The organism is Burkholderia sp. BCC0419 (assembly GCF_902830285.1).
Lineage (GTDB): Bacteria > Pseudomonadota > Gammaproteobacteria > Burkholderiales > Burkholderiaceae > Burkholderia.
In genome coordinates this window covers 230606-249487 of sequence record NZ_CADESR010000004.1, presented here as the reverse complement: position 1 = coordinate 249487, position 18882 = coordinate 230606, and the positions used below count along the sequence as shown (strand labels likewise).

General features: G+C 66.4%; 17 protein-coding genes and 1 tRNA gene. 8 read left to right on the top strand and 10 right to left on the bottom strand.

Going from position 1 to position 18882, the window contains the following annotated elements; all coding sequences use genetic code 11:
* Window positions 1-48: 48 nt before the first annotated feature.
* The 5 genes from HWW87_RS23075 (at window position 49) to HWW87_RS23055 (ending at window position 6596) form a co-directional block, all read left to right on the top strand.
* Window positions 49-1230, top strand: a complete 1182-nt coding sequence (locus HWW87_RS23075) for a PLP-dependent aminotransferase family protein (protein WP_175822302.1) — start codon at window positions 49-51, stop codon at window positions 1228-1230.
* 42 nt (window positions 1231-1272) lie between these two features.
* Window positions 1273-1731 carry a RidA family protein gene (locus HWW87_RS23070; RefSeq protein ID WP_006478174.1) on the top strand — a complete coding sequence of 153 codons (459 nt, stop codon included), beginning with the start codon at window positions 1273-1275 and terminating at the stop codon, window positions 1729-1731.
* Window positions 1732-1744: 13 nt separating this feature from the next.
* Window positions 1745-2629, top strand: coding sequence for a PhzF family phenazine biosynthesis protein (locus HWW87_RS23065; RefSeq protein ID WP_175822301.1), 885 nt, complete (start codon window positions 1745-1747; stop codon window positions 2627-2629).
* 216 nt (window positions 2630-2845) lie between these two features.
* Window positions 2846-5185: an EAL domain-containing protein gene (locus HWW87_RS23060; RefSeq protein WP_175822300.1), complete on the top strand. Its 2340-nt coding sequence runs from the start codon at window positions 2846-2848 to the stop codon at window positions 5183-5185.
* Window positions 5186-5387: 202 nt separating this feature from the next.
* Window positions 5388-6596: a chromate transporter gene (locus HWW87_RS23055; protein ID WP_175822299.1), complete on the top strand. Its 1209-nt coding sequence runs from the start codon at window positions 5388-5390 to the stop codon at window positions 6594-6596.
* A gap of 45 nt (window positions 6597-6641) precedes the next feature.
* Here the strand turns inward: HWW87_RS23055 and HWW87_RS23050 are convergent, their stop codons facing one another.
* On the bottom strand, window positions 6642-7088 hold the full coding sequence (locus HWW87_RS23050; RefSeq protein WP_175822298.1) for a multidrug/biocide efflux PACE transporter: 447 nt from the start codon (window positions 7086-7088) through the stop codon (window positions 6642-6644).
* A gap of 112 nt (window positions 7089-7200) precedes the next feature.
* On the opposite strand from HWW87_RS23050, the gene HWW87_RS23045 reads away from it, so the two are divergent.
* Window positions 7201-8085 carry a LysR family transcriptional regulator gene (locus HWW87_RS23045; RefSeq protein WP_027785082.1) on the top strand — a complete coding sequence of 295 codons (885 nt, stop codon included), beginning with the start codon at window positions 7201-7203 and terminating at the stop codon, window positions 8083-8085.
* A gap of 39 nt (window positions 8086-8124) precedes the next feature.
* Here HWW87_RS23045 and HWW87_RS23040 read toward each other — a convergent pair whose 3' ends face one another.
* The 5 genes from HWW87_RS23040 to HWW87_RS23020 all read right to left on the bottom strand — a co-directional run bounded on the left by HWW87_RS23040 (window position 8125) and on the right by HWW87_RS23020 (window position 16048).
* Complete coding sequence (locus tag HWW87_RS23040) at window positions 8125-8583, bottom strand: CopD family protein (protein WP_006487629.1); 459 nt, start codon at window positions 8581-8583, stop codon at window positions 8125-8127.
* A gap of 247 nt (window positions 8584-8830) precedes the next feature.
* Window positions 8831-11152: a DNA topoisomerase IV subunit A gene (gene parC / locus HWW87_RS23035; protein WP_175822297.1), complete on the bottom strand. Its 2322-nt coding sequence runs from the start codon at window positions 11150-11152 to the stop codon at window positions 8831-8833.
* A 70-nt stretch (window positions 11153-11222) separates the two neighbouring features.
* Window positions 11223-13205, bottom strand: a complete 1983-nt coding sequence (locus HWW87_RS23030; RefSeq protein ID WP_175822296.1) for a DNA topoisomerase IV subunit B — start codon at window positions 13203-13205, stop codon at window positions 11223-11225.
* A 220-nt stretch (window positions 13206-13425) separates the two neighbouring features.
* On the bottom strand, window positions 13426-15411 hold the full coding sequence (locus tag HWW87_RS23025; RefSeq protein ID WP_175822295.1) for an ATP-binding cassette domain-containing protein: 1986 nt from the start codon (window positions 15409-15411) through the stop codon (window positions 13426-13428).
* A 232-nt stretch (window positions 15412-15643) separates the two neighbouring features.
* Window positions 15644-16048, bottom strand: coding sequence for a DUF4399 domain-containing protein (locus HWW87_RS23020; protein ID WP_175822294.1), 405 nt, complete (start codon window positions 16046-16048; stop codon window positions 15644-15646).
* A 199-nt stretch (window positions 16049-16247) separates the two neighbouring features.
* Here HWW87_RS23020 and HWW87_RS23015 point away from each other — a divergent pair, with 199 nt between their 5' ends.
* Complete coding sequence (locus HWW87_RS23015; RefSeq protein ID WP_034190709.1) at window positions 16248-16430, top strand: rubredoxin; 183 nt, start codon at window positions 16248-16250, stop codon at window positions 16428-16430.
* 150 nt (window positions 16431-16580) lie between these two features.
* Window positions 16581-16655 (top strand) — tRNA-Arg (locus tag HWW87_RS23010).
* A gap of 40 nt (window positions 16656-16695) precedes the next feature.
* Here the strand turns inward: HWW87_RS23010 and HWW87_RS23005 are convergent.
* From HWW87_RS23005 to HWW87_RS22990, 4 genes are all read right to left on the bottom strand, one after another.
* Window positions 16696-17412: a class I SAM-dependent methyltransferase gene (locus HWW87_RS23005; RefSeq protein WP_175822293.1), complete on the bottom strand. Its 717-nt coding sequence runs from the start codon at window positions 17410-17412 to the stop codon at window positions 16696-16698.
* 107 nt (window positions 17413-17519) lie between these two features.
* Complete coding sequence (locus HWW87_RS23000) at window positions 17520-17816, bottom strand: 4Fe-4S dicluster domain-containing protein (protein WP_175822292.1); 297 nt, start codon at window positions 17814-17816, stop codon at window positions 17520-17522.
* A 2-nt stretch (window positions 17817-17818) separates the two neighbouring features.
* Entirely contained in the window at window positions 17819-18127 is a 309-nt protein-coding gene (locus HWW87_RS22995) for a hypothetical protein (protein ID WP_175822291.1), read from the bottom strand.
* Window positions 18128-18139: 12 nt separating this feature from the next.
* Complete coding sequence (locus HWW87_RS22990) at window positions 18140-18721, bottom strand: sigma-70 family RNA polymerase sigma factor (RefSeq protein WP_175822290.1); 582 nt, start codon at window positions 18719-18721, stop codon at window positions 18140-18142.
* Between the last annotated feature and the right edge of the window lie 161 nt (window positions 18722-18882).

Below are 18882 nucleotides of genomic sequence, written 5' to 3'. Positions count from 1 at the left end.
GCCTGATCGACCTTTCTTGACTGACCACGCTATCCGAACGAGGAGACTATGAATCCGAGCGACCTGCATCCGCCGCACTGGCAGCTTTCCGAACGCGCCCGCAAGCTGACAAGCTCTGCGATCCGCGAGATCCTGAAGGTCACGGAACGCCCCGAGGTCATCTCGTTCGCCGGCGGCCTGCCTGCCCCCGCGACGTTCCCGGCCGAGCGCATGCGCGCCGCCGCCGATCGCGTGCTGCGCGACGCGCCGGCCGCCGCGCTCCAGTACAGCGCGACCGAAGGCTACCTGCCGCTGCGCGAATGGATCGCCGAGCGCTACAGCGTGCGCGTGTCGCAGGTGCTGATCACGACCGGCTCGCAGCAGGCGCTCGACCTGCTCGGCAAGGCGCTGATCGACCCGAACAGCCCGATCCTCGTCGAAACGCCGACCTACCTCGGCGCGCTGCAGTCGTTCTCGCTGTACGAGCCGCGCTACGTGCAGGTGCCGACCGACGAGCAGGGCCTGCTGCCGGAAGGCCTCACGCCCGAACTCACGCAAGGCGCGCGCCTGCTGTACGCGCAGCCGAACTTCCAGAACCCGACCGGCCGCCGCCTGCCCGTCGAGCGCCGCCGCGCGCTCGCCGCGTTCGCGCAGTCGAGCCCGTTCCCGGTGCTGGAAGACGATCCGTACGGCGCGCTGAACTACCAGGGCGAGCCGCTGCCGACGATGCTGTCGATGGCGCCCGACCACGTCGTGCACCTCGGCACGTTCTCGAAGGTGCTCGCGCCGGGCCTGCGGATCGGCTACATCATCGCGCCCGAAGAACTCCACTTCAAGCTCGTGCAGGCCAAGCAGGCCACCGACCTGCACACGCCGACGCTCACGCAGCGCATCGCGCACGAAGTGATCAAGGACGGCTTCCTCGACGAGCACATCCCGACGATCCGCGAGCTGTACAGCGCGCAGTGCGACTCGATGCTCGGCGCGCTCACGCGCCACATGCCGGAAGGCGTCACGTGGAACCGCCCGGAAGGCGGGATGTTCATCTGGGTGAACCTGCCCGCGCAGATCGACAGCATGAAGCTGCTCGCCGCGGCCGTCGACAATCACGTCGCCTTCGTGCCGGGCGCGCCGTTCTTCGCGGAGAACGCGCAGCAGAACACGCTGCGCCTGTCGTTCGTGACGGTACCGCCCGAGAAGATCGAGGAAGGCGTCGCGCGCCTCGGCAAGCTGCTGCGCGAGCGCCTCTGATCCCCTTTTTCCTGTCACGACTCTCTACGAGGAATCGAACGCATGGCTAACGTCTACGACAAACTGAAGTCGCTCGGCATCGAGCTCCCGACCGCCGGCGCCCCGGCCGCCGCCTACGTGATGAGCGCGCAAAGCGGCAACACGGTCTACCTGTCGGGCCACATCGCGAAGAAGGACGGCAAGGTCTGGGCCGGCAAGCTCGGCGCGGATCTGCAAACGGAAGACGGCAAGGCGGCCGCCCGCTCGATCGCGATCGACCTGCTCGCGACGCTGCACGCGCACACCGGCGACCTGAACAAGGTCACGCGCATCGTCAAGCTGATGAGCCTCGTCAACTCGACGCTCGACTTCACCGAACAGCACGTCGTGACGAACGGCGCGTCGGAGCTGATCGCCGAAGTATTCGGCGACGCGGGCAAGCATGCGCGCTCGGCGTTCGGCGTCGCGCAGATCCCGCTCGGCGCATGCGTCGAGATCGAACTGATCGCCGAAGTCGCGTAACGGGCGCATCGCGATGCCAGCCCGTCTCGTTCGCTTCAAGCAGGTCGACGTGTTCACGTCGGTGCCGTTCAAGGGCAATCCGCTTGCCGTGGTGTTCGACGCCGATTCGCTCGGCGACGACGCCATGCTCGAGATCGCCCGCTGGACGAACCTGTCGGAAACGACGTTCCTCTGCACGCCGACCGATCCGCAAGCCGACTATCGCGTGCGGATCTTCACGACGGGCGGCGAACTGCCGTTCGCCGGCCACCCGACGCTCGGCACCGCGCATGCGTTCCTGGAAAGCGGCGCGCGGCCGCGCACGCCGGGCCGGCTGATCCAGCAGTGCGGGGTCGGCCGGGTCGCGCTGCGCGAGCAGGACGGCGGCTGGGCGTTCGCCGCGCCGCCGGCACGCGTCACGCCGCTCGACCGTTCGGACTACGCGGTACTGGCCGCCGCGCTGCGCAGCGACGCGCTCGACCTGGACGCCGAGCCGTGCGCGGTGGACAACGGCGCGCCGTGGCTGGTCGTGCGGCTGAAGTCGGCCGACGCGTGCATCGGCCTGTCGCCCGACCCGGCCGCGCTTGCGGCGCTGACCCACCGCTACGGCGTGGACGGCCTTGCCGCCTACGCGCCGCACGCCGAAGGCGGCCCCGCGACGTTCGAGATCCGCTGCCTGATGACGGGCGGCAAGTTCGGCACCCCCGGCGAGGATCCCGTCACCGGCAGCGCGAACGCCGCGCTGGCCGGGCTGCTGACGCGGCAGGAACGCCGCCCCGGCCCGTCGTACACGGCCCGCCAGGGCACGGCGATCGGCCGCGACGGCCGCATCTTCGTCAGCTATGACGAAGACGGCACGACCTGGATCGGCGGCCACGTCGTCACGGTCGTCGACGGCACGTTCCGGTCACCCGACTGACATTTCGCGATGTGCGATGGCGCCGGCTCGTCCGGCGCCCCACGCTTTGCCCAACTATCGCAAAAACGTTCCAGACAGTAATATCGGGCCTAATCCGTTGTTTCGGAGGTCTGTCCATGGTTGCGCGTCCCGCGAACGAACAGACGTCGGGACAATCCGAACCATAGCCGGCCATCCAGACGGATGGCGCACGCGAGCAGGACGCCGCCCTCTTCGATGAGCTCCGCCCGGTCCAACCACACGCCGCCGAACCGACCGCTGCGCGCGCCGCGCAAATCGCGCCGGCGGGCGCTGTTTGCCATCCCGCTGCTCGGGATGCTGGCGCTCGCGCTGCTGTGGGCCGTGATCATCGCGCGTCTGTCCGTTGAAAAGGACAGCGCGTACAAGGAAGCGGCGGCCTCCGCGGCGATCCTGTCGTCCGCGCTCGAGCAACATACGGTCAAGGCGATCCACCAGGTCGACCAGATCACCCGCTTCGTCAAGTTCGAATTCGAGAAGTCGCCGGCGCGCTTCAATCTCGCGAGCGCCGTCGAGAAAGGCGTCGTGCCGAGCGACACGCTGATCCAGGTGTCGCTCGTCAACGCGAAGGGCATCCTGTTCGCGAACACCGCCGAACTCCATCCGCAGCCGATCAACCTGTCCGACCGCGAGCACTTCAAGGTCCACCTCGCGCACAACGACGACCGCCTCTTCATCAGCAAGCCCGTGCTCGGCCGCGTGTCGAGCCACTGGACGCTGCAGATGACGCGGCGCCTGAACAATCCGGACGGCAGTTTCGCGGGCATCGTCGTGGTGTCGGAAGACCCGAGCTACTTCACGAACGATTTCTACAACAACGCAGCCATCGGCAAGGAAGGCGTGATCGCGGTCGTGTCCGACACGGGCGCGGTGCTCGCGCGGCGCACGGGCTCGGTGAGCAACGCGCCGGGCGCGTTTTCGGCCTCGGGCGTCTACCCGATCGCGGAGCGCGTGACGGGCACGATCATCGATCCGATCGACGGCGTGACGCGCATCGTGTCGTACCGCCACCTCGACGGCTATCCGCTCGCGGTGATGGTCGGGCTGTCGCAGACGGAAGAGTTCGCGGACTACACCCATACGCGCAACGTCTACCTGCTGATGACGAGCTTCATCACGCTCGCGATGCTCGCGTTCTTCGGCGTCGCGACGGGCCTGATCGGCAAGCTGCTCGGCCGCGAGCGCGAAATGACGCAGCTCGCCGAATACGACCTGCTCACCGGCCTCGCGAACCGCTATGCAACGCTGCGCGGGCTGCGCAACGACGTATCGATGCCCGCGAGCCTGTCGCGGCTCGGCCTGCTGTTCATCGATCTCGACAACTTCAAGACCGTCAACGATACGCTCGGCCACAACGCCGGCGACATCGTGCTGCAGATGACCGCGTCGCGCCTGGCCGATGCGGTCGAGGACGAAGGCTCGCTCGCGCGCATCGGCGGCGACGAGTTCGTCGTCGTGATGAAGGGCGACGACGTCGAGCGGCGCGCGGTGCGGCTCGCGGAAGCGATCATCCAGATGTTCAGCGAGCCGTTCGACGTGCGCGGCAGTTCGTTCGTGCTGCACGCGAGCATCGGCATCGCGCTGCACACCGTCGCGAACGAAAGCGAGATCGACCTGCTGAAAAAGGCCGACCTCGCGATGTACAGCGCGAAGGACGCCGGCAAGAACTGCTACCAGTTCTATGCGCCGCACCTGTCGCACCGCGCCGACCACCTGATGCGCTGGGAACAGCAATTGCGTGTCGCGCTCGCCGAGGGGCAGCTGTTCCTCGCGTACCAGCCGAAGATCGACCTCACGCACCGCACGATCACCGGCTTCGAGGCACTCGCACGCTGGGACCACCCCGAGCACGGCGTCATCTCCGCGAACGAATTCATTTCGATCGCCGAATCGACCGGCCTGATCGTGCCGATCGGCGACTTCGTGATCCGCACCGCGTGCGAGCAGATCGCGCGCTGGCGCGATGAGGGCCACGACACGCTGACGCTCGCCGTCAACATCTCGCCCGTGCAGTTCTGGCGCGGCGACCTGATCGAGACGATCTCGCAGGCGCTGCAGGACACCGGCATCGACGCGAACCGGCTCGAGATCGAGATCACCGAAACCGCGATGATGGAATATCCGGAACTCGTGTCCGAGAAGATCGTCGCGCTGAAAAAGCTCGGCATCCGGATCGCGCTCGACGATTTCGGCACCGGCTATTCGTCGCTGTCGTACCTGCACCGCTTCTCCGTCGACACGCTGAAGGTCGACCGCTCGTTCGTGCAGGCGATTCCGACCGATCGCAGCGTGTGCGTGATGGTGTCGTCGATCGTGCATCTCGCGCGCTCGCTCGGGCTGACCGTCGTCGTCGAGGGCACGGAGACCGAGGAACAGATCACGTGGCTGTCCGCGCTCGGCGAAATCGAGGCGCAGGGCTTCCTGTTCTCGCGCCCGGTGCCGGCCGATGCAATTCCCGCGCTGATCGCACGCTTCGGCGTGCGCGGCGATCATCCGAACGTCGTCGCGCATCGCGCGACCGGCAGCACGGGCACCTGAGCGCCGCACCACGCAACCGTGGCGCGCGTTGCGCGCCGCCGCAATTATTACGTTTTCCGATCCGTTCGTTTAGTTCATTAACTAGCGTTTTCGCGCATGGCAGTGTCACGATGCGCGGCGGACAATCGGGAGGGCCTACGTGTCGGCGGGCCGCCGGCACAGCCATACGCGAGAGATCCGGCCCTGCGCCAACCACACAATCATGACAACCGTCGAAGTCGAAGCGACCGCTCGTGTCGAAGAGGCACCGGCATCCCTCTGGGCCTTGTTCAAGGTCGTCGCCGGCATTTCGGCCGTCTCGTGGGGCGGGCTTTCGATGATGGCGCAACTCGAACGCCATTACGTGGAGCGGCTGCAGCGCATCGAGCCGCACGTCTTCGGCGATCTCGTCGCGCTCGCGTGGCTCGTACCGGGCCCCGTCGGCTGCAATGTCGCCGTGCAGGTCGGCCAAGTGCTGCATGGTCGTGCGGGCGCATGGGTCGCCGGCATGGCGAGCGTGCTGCCGTTCTCGATCCTGATGACGCTGTTCGCGATCTTCTATCAGACGCCGCTCGTGCGCTCGCTTGCCGCGCCGATGCTGATCAATCACTTCGGGATGGTGCTCGCCGCGCTGATCGGCGTCACGTGGGTCAAGCAGGTGCGCTCGCTCGCGTGCACGCGGCTCGAACAGGCGATCGCCGCGCTATCGACGATTCTGCTCGCTTTCGCACATAGTCCGGCCGCTTTCGTCGGGATTCTGTTCGCTGCGTTTGCAGCGGGCTGGCTGACGGGGCCGTCGCAACGTGACGCGGTCGATTTCACGCTGTCGAAGCGCGACCGCAGCCTGCTCGTGCTGCTCGGCGTGCTCGTCCTGCTGTTCGCGGTGCCGCTGCCCGGCGATTACCAGGCGGAGCTGCTATGGCCGCGCCTCGCGGGCGCCGGCATGACGCTGTTCGGCGGCGGCTTCTCCGCGCTGCCGGTACTCAAGACGCTGTTCGTCTCGCCGGCGACCGGCATCTCCGATCACGACTTCACGCTGGCGTTCGCGCTGTCGCCGGTCGCGCCGGGGCCGTTGCTGAACGTCGTGCCGTTTCTCGGCTACCTGACCGACGGCTGGGTCGGCGCGCTGCTCGCCACGGCCGCGCTGTTCATTCCGTCGGGATGCCTCGTGGTGTTCGCGCAGAACCACCTGTCCCGGCTCAAGCGCCATTCGCGCTTCGAGTACGGGATGCGCCTGCTGCGCGCGGCGACGACGGGTTTTCTCGTGGTCGCCGTCGCGAAGATCCTGCATCGCGAGCCGGCCGACCCGGTTTACTGGCTGACGGGCGCCTTCGCGACGCTGTGCTTCACGCGCTTCAAGGTGCCCGTCTATGCCGTCTACGGCACGGTCGCCGTGGCGTGCAGCGTGTGGCTGTGGGCCGCCGCGCGCTGACGGGCGGCAGCCGCCGCCCCGCTTGAGTTAGCCTGCCTTACCGCCTCAACCTGCCTGCACCGCGACCCGGCGCGCCATCCAGCGGACGCGCAGCGCGTCGTATGCGAGGTTGAAGCAGAATGTGTAAGGCAGGAAGAACAGCACGATGCCGAGGTCGAGCAGCAGCGCCTCGACGAGGCTCACGTTCAGCCACCACGCGGCCACCGGCACCACCATCGCGACGAGGCCGAGCTCGAACATCACCGCGTGCGCGACCCGCATGCCGAGCGTGCGCGACAACCCGGCCCGCCGCTCGAAGCGATCGAACAGCGCGTTGAAGGTCATGTTCCACGCCATCGCGATCAGCGACACCATCACCGTCAGCACGCCGACGTGCGACACCGGCATGTCGAGCAGCCACGCGCCGATCGGCGCGCACAGCGCGATCGCCACCAGTTCGAACGTCAGCGCGTGCAGCAGGCGTTCCGTCACCGTTTTATTCATCTGTTTCATGATTCGCTCCAATGCATTACCTGATCCATGCCGGCCATTCTGATCGGCGATACCAGCTGAATCCAGTTTGATACCATCGGTTTTACCGATATAACGCCGCCAGGAGTACTGCATGCACCACGCTCCCGAAGCCCTGCTCGCATTCGCCGAAGCGGCGCTGCTCGGCTCGTTTACGGCCGCCGCACGCAAGCTCGGCAAGCGTCAGTCGACCGTGTCGGAGGCGATTGCGAACCTCGAAATCGATCTCGGCGTGCAGTTGTTCGATCGCTCGACACGCACGCCGACGCTCACCGATGCCGGCCGTGCGCTGCTGCCGCAGGTGCAGCGCGCGCTCGAAGCCAGCGCGGCGATCGACCGCACGGCCGCCCGGCTCGCGCACGGCGAGGAAGCGCGGCTCACGCTCGTCGTGTCGGATACGTACCAGTCGAAGCGCTACGAGGAGACGTTGATGGCGCTCGAACGGCGCTTTCCGGCGCTCGAGCTCGAATGCCAGATCGCCGAGCACGACGACGTGCTCGACCTGATCCAGCAGGGCCGCGCGCAACTCGGGCTGATGGCCGCGCGCGCGACCTACCCGGCCGATATCGGCGCGGCGACGGTGGCGGAGGAATCGGAGATCGGGCTGTTCGTCGGCCGCACGCACGCGCTCGCCGAATACGGCGACGCCGAGGTGCCGCACGCGGCGCTGCGCGACGTGCGCGAACTGCGCCTCAATACCTACGTGAAGACGGAAGGCCGCGGGACCGACGACCGGATCGTCGTCGGCACGCAGCACTGGCTCGCGCCGAGCTACCTGATGCTGCTGGAGATGGCCGTACTGGGGTTCGGCTGGGCGGAACTGCCGCGCTGGATGGTCGAGCACTTCGCGCGCGACCGCCTGTGCGAGCTGCGCTCGCGCGGCTGGCCGCGCCGCGTGCGGGTGGATGCGGTCTGGTCGCGCAACCGGCCGCTCGGACCGGCCGGTTCATGGCTGCTCGACGCGATGCTGGCCGCGTAGCGGCGCGTGCAGCCAGGCGTGCGGCCGAGGGCCGGCCGGTCAGAAACCGCGCGACAGCACGGCCGCGCCGATCGTGACGACGCCGAGCACGAGGTTCACGACGACGAGCAGGCGCACCGCGTTCACCGCGCGCGCGCCGTCCGGCCAGTTCTGCGCCTGCACCGCACGACGAATGCGCGGGAACAGCGCGAAGCGGATGTGCCCGAAGATCAGCATCATCACGACGCCGAGCCCGGCCATCGCATGCAGCGACCACGTCGCGTGCGCGCCGCCGAAGCTCGTCAGCAGGAAGCCGCCGGACAGCAGGATCACGATCACGGCCCCCGACACCCAGTTGAAGAAGCGGCCGAACACGCCTTCGATCAGCGGCAAGCGGAGTTGCGGCGACAGGTCGGACAGCGCCGGGCGCAGGCAGAAGTGCGCGAAGACCATCCCGCCCACCCACACGGCGACGGCCAGCAGGTGAAGAAACAGCGCGACGGCAACGGCGTGGGACATGGGGACGATCCTGTGATGAGTGAGGTGCAGCGAACGGCCGCGTCGCACGCGGCATCAAGCGACGTTCGACCCGCCAGCCGCGCCGCGGTTCAGGCCCTCGGCGCGATTTCACATTATTTTGCAAGTTCCGGGTGACAACGCCACGCTTGCTTACCCGAATCCCCACGCCAGAAAGAAAAAGCCGCACGCCCGCCGAAGCGGACGTGCGGCCTTCGATCGCGGCCGAACCGGGCGACCGCGCGCGGCGTCAGCCGAGCAGCGGACGCAGCTCGTTGACGACCTTGAGCTTCGTGTCCGGCGCGCGGCCCTTGCGTGCGCGCTTGCCGATGTGCGGCGCGAGCCCGGCATACGACAGCGTGTCGTCCTGCGCCTTGCCGCCGCGACCGGTGCCGATCAGCACGACGCCGGCCGGATCGATCGCCAGCGCCTGCACGAGCGTTTCCTTGTCGTCGAGCGCCATCAGGATCACGCCGCGCCCGCCGCCGGACAGCGTCTTCATCTCGTCCATCCCGAACACGAGCAAGCGCCCGCCGCTCGACAGGCACGCGACCTGCGTCGCGTTCGGCAGCACCGGCATCGGCGCGAGCGGCACCGCGCCCGCATCGATGGTCATGAACGACTTGCCGGCCTTCACGCGGCTCACCATGTCGCCGACCTTCGCGAGGAAGCCGAAGCCGTTGCTCGACGCGAGCAGCAGTGGCTGGTCGGCCGGCGCCGCGTAGTAGTGCATCAGGTGCGAGCCCGATTCGAGCTCGATCAGCGACGTGACCGGCACGCCGTCGCCGCGCCCGCCCGGCAGCACCGACACGTCGACCGAGTACACGCGCCCACTGCTGCCCCACGCGATCAGGCGATCCGGCGTGCGACACTGGAACGCCGCGTACAGGTGGTCGCCCGCCTTGAACGTGAAGCCGGCCGGGTCGAGCCCGTGGCCCTTCAGCGCACGCACCCAGCCCTTCTGCGACACGACCACCGTCACCGGCTCGTCGACCACCTTCGCCTCGAACGTCGCGCGCTTTTCCTGCTGGATCAGCGTGCGGCGATCGTCGCCGTACTGCTTCGCATCGGCCTCGATCTCCTTGATCATCAGCCGCTTCATCGCGCTTTCGTTCGCGAGCAGTTCCTCGAGCTTCGCCTTCTCGTCGCGCAGCGCTTCGAGTTCCTTCTCGATCTTGATCTTCTCGAGCCGCGCGAGCTGGCGCAGGCGGATTTCAAGAATGTCCTCGGCCTGCCGCTCGCTGAGGCCGAACGCGCTCATCAGCGCGGCCTTCGGCTCGTCCGCCTCGCGGATGATGCGGATCACCTCGTCGATGTTCAGGAAGACGATCATCCGCCCTTCGAGGATGTGGATGCGGTCGTCGACCTTCGCGAGGCGATGGCGGCACCGGCGCGTCATCGTCAGCTGGCGGAACTTCACCCATTCGTCGAGGATCGTCAGCAGGCCCTTCTGGCCCGGCCGGCCGTCGGCGCCGATCATCACGAGGTTCAGCGTCGCGTTCGATTCGAGGCTCGTGTACGCGAGCAGCGTGTTCACGAATTCCGTCTGGTCGATCGTGCGCGACTTCGGCTCGAACACGAGCCGCACCGCCGCTTCCTTGCCCGACTCGTCGCGCACAGCGTCGAGCAGGTCGAGCATCGCCTTCTTCGTGTTGAGCTGCTCGGGCGTCAGCGTCTTCTTGCCGAGCTTGAGCTTCGGGTTGGTCAGTTCCTCGATTTCCTCGAGCACCTTCTGGCCCGACGTGCTCGGCGGCAGCTCGGTCACGACGAGCTGCCACTGGCCGCGCGCGAGCTCCTCGATCTTCCATTTCGCGCGCACCTTCAAGCTGCCGCGGCCCGTTTCGTACGCGGCCGCGATTTCGGCGTCGCTCGAGATGATCTGGCCGCCACCCGGGAAATCCGGGCCGGGGATCAGGTTCATCAGCTCCGCGTGCGTGAGCTTCGGATTGCGGATCAGCGTGACCGCCGCGGCTGCGACCTCGCGCAGGTTGTGCGACGGGATTTCGGTCGCGAGGCCGACCGCGATGCCCGACGCGCCGTTCAGCAGCACGAACGGCATGCGGCTCGGCAGCGTCTTCGGCTCTTCGAACGAGCCGTCGTAGTTCGGCATGAAGTCGACCGTGCCCTGGTCGATCTCGTCGAGCAGCAGCTTCGCGATCGGCGTGAGGCGCGCTTCCGTGTAACGCATTGCCGCCGCGCCGTCGCCGTCGCGCGAGCCGAAGTTGCCCTGGCCGTCGATCAGCGGATAGCGCAGCGAGAAATCCTGCGCGAGACGCACGAGCGCGTCGTACGCCGACTGGTCGCCGTGCGGATGGTATTTACCGAGCACGTCGCCGACCACGCGCGCCGACTTCACCGGCTTCGCGTCGGGGCCGAGGCCCATTTCGTTCATCGCGAACAGGATCCGGCGCTGCACCGGCTTCTGGCCGTCGCACACGTCGGGCAGCGCGCGGCTCTTCACGACGCTGACCGCGTAGCTGAGATACGCCTGCTCCGCGTAGTTGCCGAGCGTCAGCGCGTCGCTCTCGGGCGCGTCGGGGCTGGCAAAGAGATCGGAAGTATTGTCGTCCATCTGAATTCCGTATTCGTAAGTGGCGTGAGGCCGGGCCGGGCGTCATGCCCGGCCGCGCGGAACGCTCCGCTTAAATGTCCGCTTCGACGTCGTTGCCCTTTTCCTCGAGCCAGCCGCGCCGCGCGGCTGCCTCGCCCTTGCCCATCAGCATCGTCATGCGCGCGACGGTCGCCTCGTAGTCGAGCTCGCCGAGCTTCACCGGCATCAGGCGGCGCGTATCGGGATTCATCGTCGTATCCCACAGCTGCTCGGCGCTCATTTCGCCGAGGCCCTTGAAGCGGCTGATGCTCCACTGCGTGTCGCGCACGCCGTCCTTGCGCAGCTTGTCGAGGATCGCTTCGAGCTCGCCGTCGTCGAGCGCATAGAGCTTCTGCGCGGCCTTCTTGCCGCGCGCGGGCGCGTCGACGCGGAACAGCGGCGGCCGCGCGACGCATACATGGCCGCGCTCGATCAGCTGCGGGAAATGCTTGAAGAACAGCGTGAGCAGCAGCACCTGGATGTGCGAGCCGTCGACGTCCGCGTCCGACAGGATGCAGATCTTGCCGTAGCGCAGGTTCGACAGGTCGACGGTGTCGTCCGGGCTGTGCGGATCGACGCCGATCGCGACCGAGATGTCGTGCACCTCGTTGTTCGCGAACAGGCGGTCGCGCTCGGTTTCCCACGTGTTCAGCACCTTGCCGCGCAGCGGCAGGATCGCCTGGTATTCCTTGTCGCGGCCCATCTTCGCGGAGCCGCCCGCCGAGTCGCCCTCGACCAGGAACAGTTCGTTGCGCGCGATATCTTCCGTCTCGCAGTCGGTCAGCTTGCCCGGCAGCACCGCGACGCCCGAGCTCTTGCGCTTCTCGACCTTCTGGCCGGCGCGCGTACGCGCCTGCGCCTGCTTGATCACGAGTTCCGCGAGCTTCTTGCCGTGCTCGACGTGCTGGTTCAGCCACAGTTCGAGCGCCGGACGCGAGAACGACGACACGAGCTTCACCGCGTCGCGGCTGTTCAGCCGTTCCTTGATCTGCCCCTGGAACTGCGGATCGAGCACCTTCGCGGACAGCACGAACGACACGCGCGCGAACACGTCTTCCGCGAGCAGCTTCACGCCCTTCGGCTGCAGGTTGTGCAGCTCGACGAAGCTCTTCACCGCCTGGTACAGGCCGTCGCGCAGGCCCGACTCGTGCGTGCCGCCGGCCGGCGTCGGGATCAGGTTCACGTACGACTCGCGCACCAGCGAGCCTTCCTCGCTCCATGCGACGACCCACGATGCGCCCTCGCCCTCGGCGAAGGTGTCGTCGCCCGAACGCGAATCGGCGAAGCGCTCGCCTTCGAACAGCGGGATCAGCAGCTCGCTGCCGTTCATTTCGTCGAGCAGGTAGCCGCGCAGGCCGTCTTCATACTTCCACGTCTGACGCTCGCCGGTCTTTTCGTTGACGAGCACGACCTCGACGCCCGGCAGCAGCACGGCCTTCGAGCGCAGCAGGCGCTGCAGCTCGCCGAGCGGCAGGTTCGGCGAATCGAAGTATTTCGGATTCGGCCACACCTGCACGCGCGTGCCGGATTTCTTCTCGCCGCGGCCTGCGCCTTGCGTCGACAGCGGCTTCACGACGTCGCCGTCGGCGAAGCCGAGCTCGGCGATCTTGCCGTCGCGCCACACCGTCACGTCGAGACGCGTCGCGAGTGCGTTCGTCACCGACACGCCAACGCCGTGCAGGCCGCCCGAGAACGTGTACGCACCGCCCGCGGCCTTGTCGAACTTGCCGCCCGCATGCAGGCGCGTGAACACAATCTCGACGACCGGCACGCCTTCTTCGGGGTGCATGCCGAACGGGATGCCGCGGCCGTCGTCTTCGACCGAGACCGACTGGTCGGTGTGCAGCGTGACCGTGATCTGCTTGCCGTAGCCGCCGAGCGCCTCGTCGGACGCGTTGTCGATGACTTCCTGGATGATGTGCAGCGGATTTTCGGTACGGGTGTACATGCCGGGCCGCTGCTTGACCGGCTCGAGACCCTTGAGCACCTTGATCGATGCTTCGCTATAGGCCGCGCTGGGTTTCTTTGTTGACATAGGCGCTGAATTTCGTCATTCATCGGGACGTTGTCCACACCTCGTGTGGATAACGTCGTGGACAAAACGTTGAGTTCCGTAAAAAAGCGAATCGAAACAACGGTGTGCTTGGACTGCTCCGAAAGCGGGCGCGCGGCGTGCGCTGCGCGACCCTGAACGCGCGGTATTCTACTGGTTCCGCGTGGCGCGCCAATCGCGGGATCGGCGCGCGCCGCACGCGTCATGCCGGCTTGCGCTTCGCCTCGAGCGTTTCCCACCGTTCGAGCGCGGCGAGCAGTTCGTCGTCGATCGCCGCGAACCGCTCGGTCAGGCGCGTGCCTTCCTGCGGATCCTTCGCGAAAATCGCGCCGTCCTCGAGCTGCGCATTGATCGTCTTCTGCTCCGCTTCGAGCGCGGCGATCTTCTCCGGCAGCGAATCGAGTTCGCGCTGCTCGTTGAACGACAGCTTCACCGTGCGCTGCGCGTTGCGGCCGGCCGCGCTCTTCGCCGGTTCATCCTTCGCGGGCGCCGCCTCCTTGACCGCGCGCTTCGCCGCTTCCTGCTGCGCGAGCTGCTCCGAGCGCTCGCTCTGGATCTGCCAGTCGGTGAAGCCGCCGACGTATTCGCGCCACTTGCCGTCGCCCTCGGCCGCGATCACCGACGTCACGACGTTGTCGAGGAACGCACGATCGTGGCTGACGAGCAGCACCGTGCCGTCGTAGTCGGCCAGCAGCTCTTCGAGCAGTTCGAGCGTCGGGATGTCGAGGTCGTTGGTCGGTTCGTCGAGCACCAGCACGTTGGCCGGGCGCGCGAACAGGCGCGCGAGCAGCAGCCGGTTGCGCTCGCCGCCCGACAGCGACTTCACCGGCGAACGCGCGCGTTCCGGCGCGAACAGGAAATCGCCGAGATAGCTCATCACGTGCTTGCGCACGCCGCCGATCTCGACCCATTCGCTGCCGGGGCTGATCGTATCCGCGAGGCTCTTCTCCTGGTCGAGCTGCGCGCGCATCTGGTCGAAATACGCGACCTGCAGGTTCGTGCCGGTGCGCACCGTGCCTTCGTCGGGCTTCAGGTCGCCGAGGATCAGCTTCAGCAACGTCGTCTTGCCGGCGCCGTTCGGGCCGACGAAGCCGATCTTGTCGCCGCGCATGACCGTCGTCGAGAAGCGGTCGACCACCGTGCGGCCGCCGTAGCGCTTCGTCACGTCGGTCAGCTCCGCGACGATCTTGCCGGACTTCTCGCCCTGCGCGACGTCGAGCTTCACGTTGCCCTGCGCATTGCGGCGCTCCGCGCGTTCGTCGCGCATCTGCACGAGCCGCGCGATGCGGCCGACGCTGCGCGTGCGGCGCGCTTCGACACCCTTGCGGATCCACACTTCTTCCTGCGCGAGCAGCTTGTCGAACTTCTCGTTCTCCACGCGCTCGACTTCGAGCTGCTGCGCCTTGCGCGTCTGGTACGCGGAGAAATTGCCCGGATACGACAGCAGCCGGCCGCGATCGAGCTCGACGATGCGCGTCGCGACGCGGTCGAGGAACGCGCGATCGTGGGTGATGAACAGCAGGCCCGCGCGCTGCGCGACGAGCAGCTCTTCGAGCCAGCGGATGCCGTCGAAATCGAGGTGGTTGGTCGGCTCGTCGAGCAGCAGCACGTCGGGCTGCAGCACCAGCGCCCGCGCCAGCGCGACGCGCTTCTGCATCCCGCCCGACAGCGCGTCGACGCTGGCGTCGCCGTCCGTCAGGCCGATCTGCGCGAGCGTCATCGCCACGCGCGTGCGCCAGTTCCACGCGTCGTGCGCATCGAGTGACGACTGCAGCGCGTTCATCCGCGCGAGCAGCGCATCGTGCTCGGCGCCCTCCGGTATCTCCGCGAGGCGGTGCGCGATCGAATCGTATTCTTCGAGCAGTTCGCGCGTATGCCCGAGCCCCGACGCGACCGCGTCGAACACCGTCGCGCCCGGCTCGAATTCGGGCTCCTGCGGCACGTAGACGGTCACGAGCTCCTGCTGGCGCGTGATCAGCCCGTCGTCGGGCTTCGCGAGATCGGCGACGATCTTCAGCAGCGACGACTTGCCCGCGCCGTTGCGGCCGATCAGGCCGACCCGCTCGCCGGCTTCCAGCGAGAAATCCGCGTGATCGAGCAACGCGACGTGACCGAACGCGAGCTGCGCGCCGGTAATGGAATAGAGCGACATGGGGAGACGGCGAAGAGAGAAATCGGAAGCGCCCATTGTACCGGGCGCGGCGGCCGGCATCGGCTCGGCTGGACGGACGAGTGCCGCGGGGTGCTCCTGGCGGGCGCCGACGCGGTATCGTGGACGCGGTGTGGCCGACCTCCGGTTTTCGGATGCCGGCTACGGTTTGCGTGCCCGCATGAGCACGCGAATGCCGGCCGGATGCCCGGGGCCGGCCGATCGGTAGATCCCGCGCGCGGCGCATCGGGCGCCGGCGCGGGATGCACGGTTATTTCACGTTGACCGTGATCGTCGAGCTCAGTTCGGAACCGTACGAACGGTGCGCGCCGTCACCGAATTGCAGCGTCAGCGTGTGCTGCCCGGGCGGCAGCTTGATGTCGGTTTCGTTCTGGGCCTTGCCGAAGTGCAGCGAACGCTCGCTCGCGGGAATCACGTCGCCCTTCGGTACCGGCTTGCCGTCGATCAGCAGGTGATGGTGACCGGTATTCGGGGTCATGTCGCCGGCCGGCTTCAGCGCCATGCCTTCGAGACCGAACTTCACATGCACCGGATTCGACACCGTCGCACCGTCGCTCGGCGCTTCGAAATACACGCGCGCCTCGGCCCGCGCGATCGTCGACACGGCCATCGCCGCGACGCATACCGCACCTGCGATCCACTTTCTGTTCAGCATCGCATTCTCCTTATGATTGGACAGCCTCGGAAGCATACACCGCACGAACAGCGGGCGTGTTTCAGTTGCGTTGTTCGCGATGCGTACGTTTAAAACGACGTTGCGCAGGCGTTCGGCGAAATTCCGGTACCATTGCGCCTTTCGTCCGCCGGCCAGGCCGCGGACGGCATCGCCGAATTTTCATTATCCCGAGCGCAACATGAGCGAAGTAACCGAATACCAGAGCTGGGTCTGCCTGATTTGCGGGTGGGTCTACAACGAGGCGGAAGGACTGCCCGACGAAGGCATCGCGGCCGGCACGCGTTTCGCCGACATTCCCGCCGACTGGCGCTGCCCGCTGTGCGACGTGGGCAAGGAAGATTTCGTCGTCGTCGATTTCTGATTTTCTGTTCCGATCGCGGTTGATTACGCGATACGCGCGTTGGGGCGGCGCATTCCGCCCCGCCGACGCGTCGCGCGTTTGCTATACTCTGCGCGCTGTCCACACCGCCGTCCGGCTCGCGTTTTTTCGCGCGATTGCCCGGACTTGGCTCTCCCCGTAGTTCAATGGATAGAACAAGCGCCTCCTAAGCGCTAGATACAGGTTCGATTCCTGTCGGGGGGACCAGCCAAGCTCTATGCCTCCCCGGATTCACGAGAAACTCCCCTCAAGCAACAACAACCGTAAACTCGACCCCCGACTCAAAATCCAGCGTCGTGGTCGAAAACCGCGGATCCTCGTCGAGGTAGTGCTTGTACGGTCGAACGGCGTCCTCGGCCGTATACATGTTGTCGGCAAGCACGACCGATCCTGGGCGTAGCAGGCCCTCGATCTGCTTGAACAGCTTCAGATAGGCGTCGGCCCATACGTCGATAAACACCATGTCGACAGTCCCGTCCAGTTCGGCAACCGTCTCGAATACATCGCCCTCCCGCAAATCGACATAGGCGTCGAGGCCGGCTGTTTCGACGTGGCCGCGCAAACGCGCGCACTTGAGCGCATCGCCTTCCGTCGCGATGACCACGCCACGGCCCAACGTACGCAGCGCGTCGGCGAAATACAGGGTCGACACGCCGCAGGAACTGCCGAGCTCAAGGATTCTGGCCGGCCGTTGCGACAGCACCATGTTGCGCAAGAATCTTCCCGTTTCCGCCGACACGGCTAACGATAGAGCACTGCCTTCCGAGGACTCGAAATCGTCGCTGAAGAGGCCGAACGTTTCGAGAAAACGCCCTCGCAGCCTCGGGGCGAGCGCTTCGTATTCGTCGACGAGCGTCGGAAACGCCTCGTTGGGCCCCTGGAACTGCGCGCGGGCGCGGGCGATGATTTCGCTCCGGCTTTCTTCATGAAGCCGTTGCAGAAGAACATGAGTAGTTGAAGTCAAGTGCGTTCCCTGATGAAGTTGATCACTTGGACGGCGTATCCAGCGACTGCCAATCCGTCGTCAGGCTTCCTGCGCTGCCGCTCCATCATCGGCGAGCACTGACGACGCTATGCCCTTCGGGCAAGCGTGATTGCGCGTTCAGGACACGCCGTCACGCAAAGCCCGCAGGACCGGCACGCGTCCGCATTCGGCGTGTACGCGACTTTCATTCCATGCACACGCAGCTTCAGGCGATGCATCAGACCAAGATCAAGATAATCGACCTGATCGATGCGCCGGACCTCGAACACGTTTTCAGGGCAAACGGCGACGCAATCCCCCTTGCCTTCGCAACGTTTCAGATCGACGACCGGCGCAATCACGCCCGCCTTCTGCTTGCAGTCGGCCGTTGATTTCTCGCGCATGTTCATTCCTCCGTGGGCCGCTTGCCGCGCGATCGCCATGCGGCCCGGAAATGCTCGCGCTCTTCGGGTGTCATGGCTTCCCACTTGCGCCAGTGGCGCCGGCCGTGCCAGCCGCGGTGTCCGCGGAATCCACCGAACAGGATGCGGCTCAACACGAGCAGCCCCAGCGCATGGGCGAAGTCGATCGTCCGCGCGCCGACGAATAGCGCCGGAATCACCCAGTTCCACAGCGTCATGACGACCCATCCGAGCACGCCGATGGCGACCACCACGAGCAGCGCTTTGCCCGCACATCTGATTCGAAAATTCATCCGTCGACTCCTCTAGATATCCAGTTCGTCATAAATCGGTTGCAGTCGGGCGCGCAGATGCAGGACCGCATAGCGTTTGCGCGCGAGCAGCGTATTGAGCGTGACACCGCTCTGCATGGCCATCTCCTTGAAGGACAGCCCTTCGAGTTCGTGCGCGATAAAAACCTCGCGCTGATTCGCCGGCAACTCGTCGAGCGCATCCTGCAACGCCTTGAGCAACAGCGTGCGAGCGTAGAGCGCCTCGGGGCCGGCATCGTGTGCCGGTAGCGCGAGATCCAGGCGATACTCGCTATCCGCTTCGTCGTCGGCATCGAGCAGATCGGTCAGCGGCTGCTCCTTCTTCTTGCGAAAACGATCGATGATGCGGTTGCGCGCGGTACGGAACAGCCACGCGCTCGCCTGTTCGATTGGCGCAGGAAGTCGATAAGCCTGTACGAATTCGTGAAACACATCCTGCAGAACGTCCTCGGCATCGTCCGGGTCGCGGATCCGGCGCCGAATAAAATTCCCTAGCCTCGTTCGTTCACGCATCACAGTCGCAGTGATGTCGCGGTCTGAGTCGGTCATCGTTTGCGAAGTGGGTGGCGGTTCCATGCGTCTGAAGACGTTTCAGGCGCGCGAATATTGTGGCGAGTGCGAAAAATTTGCGGCTGTACGCGTCGGCTTCACTGCGTTGCAGTCGTTTCAAGGAACCGGCCCGATATGGCATCGAACCGTCTTCGCACGAATCGATTGACTCTCAGCATCAACCCGAA

Bases quoted from the DNA above. Each gene is read 5' to 3' on its own strand.
- HWW87_RS23000 (WP_175822292.1), bottom strand. From the start codon at position 17,816: ATGCGCGAGAAATCAACGGCCGACTGCAAGCAGAAGGCGGGCGTGATT.
- HWW87_RS23020 (WP_175822294.1), bottom strand. From the start codon at position 16,048: ATGCTGAACAGAAAGTGGATCGCAGGTGCGGTATGCGTCGCGGCGATG.
- HWW87_RS22990 (WP_175822290.1), bottom strand. From the start codon at position 18,721: ATGGAACCGCCACCCACTTCGCAAACGATGACCGACTCAGACCGCGAC.
- HWW87_RS23055 (WP_175822299.1), top strand. From the start codon at position 5,388: ATGACAACCGTCGAAGTCGAAGCGACCGCTCGTGTCGAAGAGGCACCG.
- HWW87_RS23030 (WP_175822296.1), bottom strand. From the start codon at position 13,205: ATGTCAACAAAGAAACCCAGCGCGGCCTATAGCGAAGCATCGATCAAG.
- parC (WP_175822297.1), bottom strand. From the start codon at position 11,152: ATGGACGACAATACTTCCGATCTCTTTGCCAGCCCCGACGCGCCCGAG.
- HWW87_RS22995 (WP_175822291.1), bottom strand. From the start codon at position 18,127: ATGAATTTTCGAATCAGATGTGCGGGCAAAGCGCTGCTCGTGGTGGTC.
- HWW87_RS23025 (WP_175822295.1), bottom strand. From the start codon at position 15,411: ATGGGCGCTTCCGATTTCTCTCTTCGCCGTCTCCCCATGTCGCTCTAT.
- HWW87_RS23050 (WP_175822298.1), bottom strand. From the start codon at position 7,088: ATGAAACAGATGAATAAAACGGTGACGGAACGCCTGCTGCACGCGCTG.
- HWW87_RS23070 (WP_006478174.1), top strand. From the start codon at position 1,273: ATGGCTAACGTCTACGACAAACTGAAGTCGCTCGGCATCGAGCTCCCG.
- HWW87_RS23015 (WP_034190709.1), top strand. From the start codon at position 16,248: ATGAGCGAAGTAACCGAATACCAGAGCTGGGTCTGCCTGATTTGCGGG.
- HWW87_RS23075 (WP_175822302.1), top strand. From the start codon at position 49: ATGAATCCGAGCGACCTGCATCCGCCGCACTGGCAGCTTTCCGAACGC.
- HWW87_RS23060 (WP_175822300.1), top strand. From the start codon at position 2,846: ATGAGCTCCGCCCGGTCCAACCACACGCCGCCGAACCGACCGCTGCGC.
- HWW87_RS23045 (WP_027785082.1), top strand. From the start codon at position 7,201: ATGCACCACGCTCCCGAAGCCCTGCTCGCATTCGCCGAAGCGGCGCTG.
- HWW87_RS23065 (WP_175822301.1), top strand. From the start codon at position 1,745: ATGCCAGCCCGTCTCGTTCGCTTCAAGCAGGTCGACGTGTTCACGTCG.
- HWW87_RS23040 (WP_006487629.1), bottom strand. From the start codon at position 8,583: ATGTCCCACGCCGTTGCCGTCGCGCTGTTTCTTCACCTGCTGGCCGTC.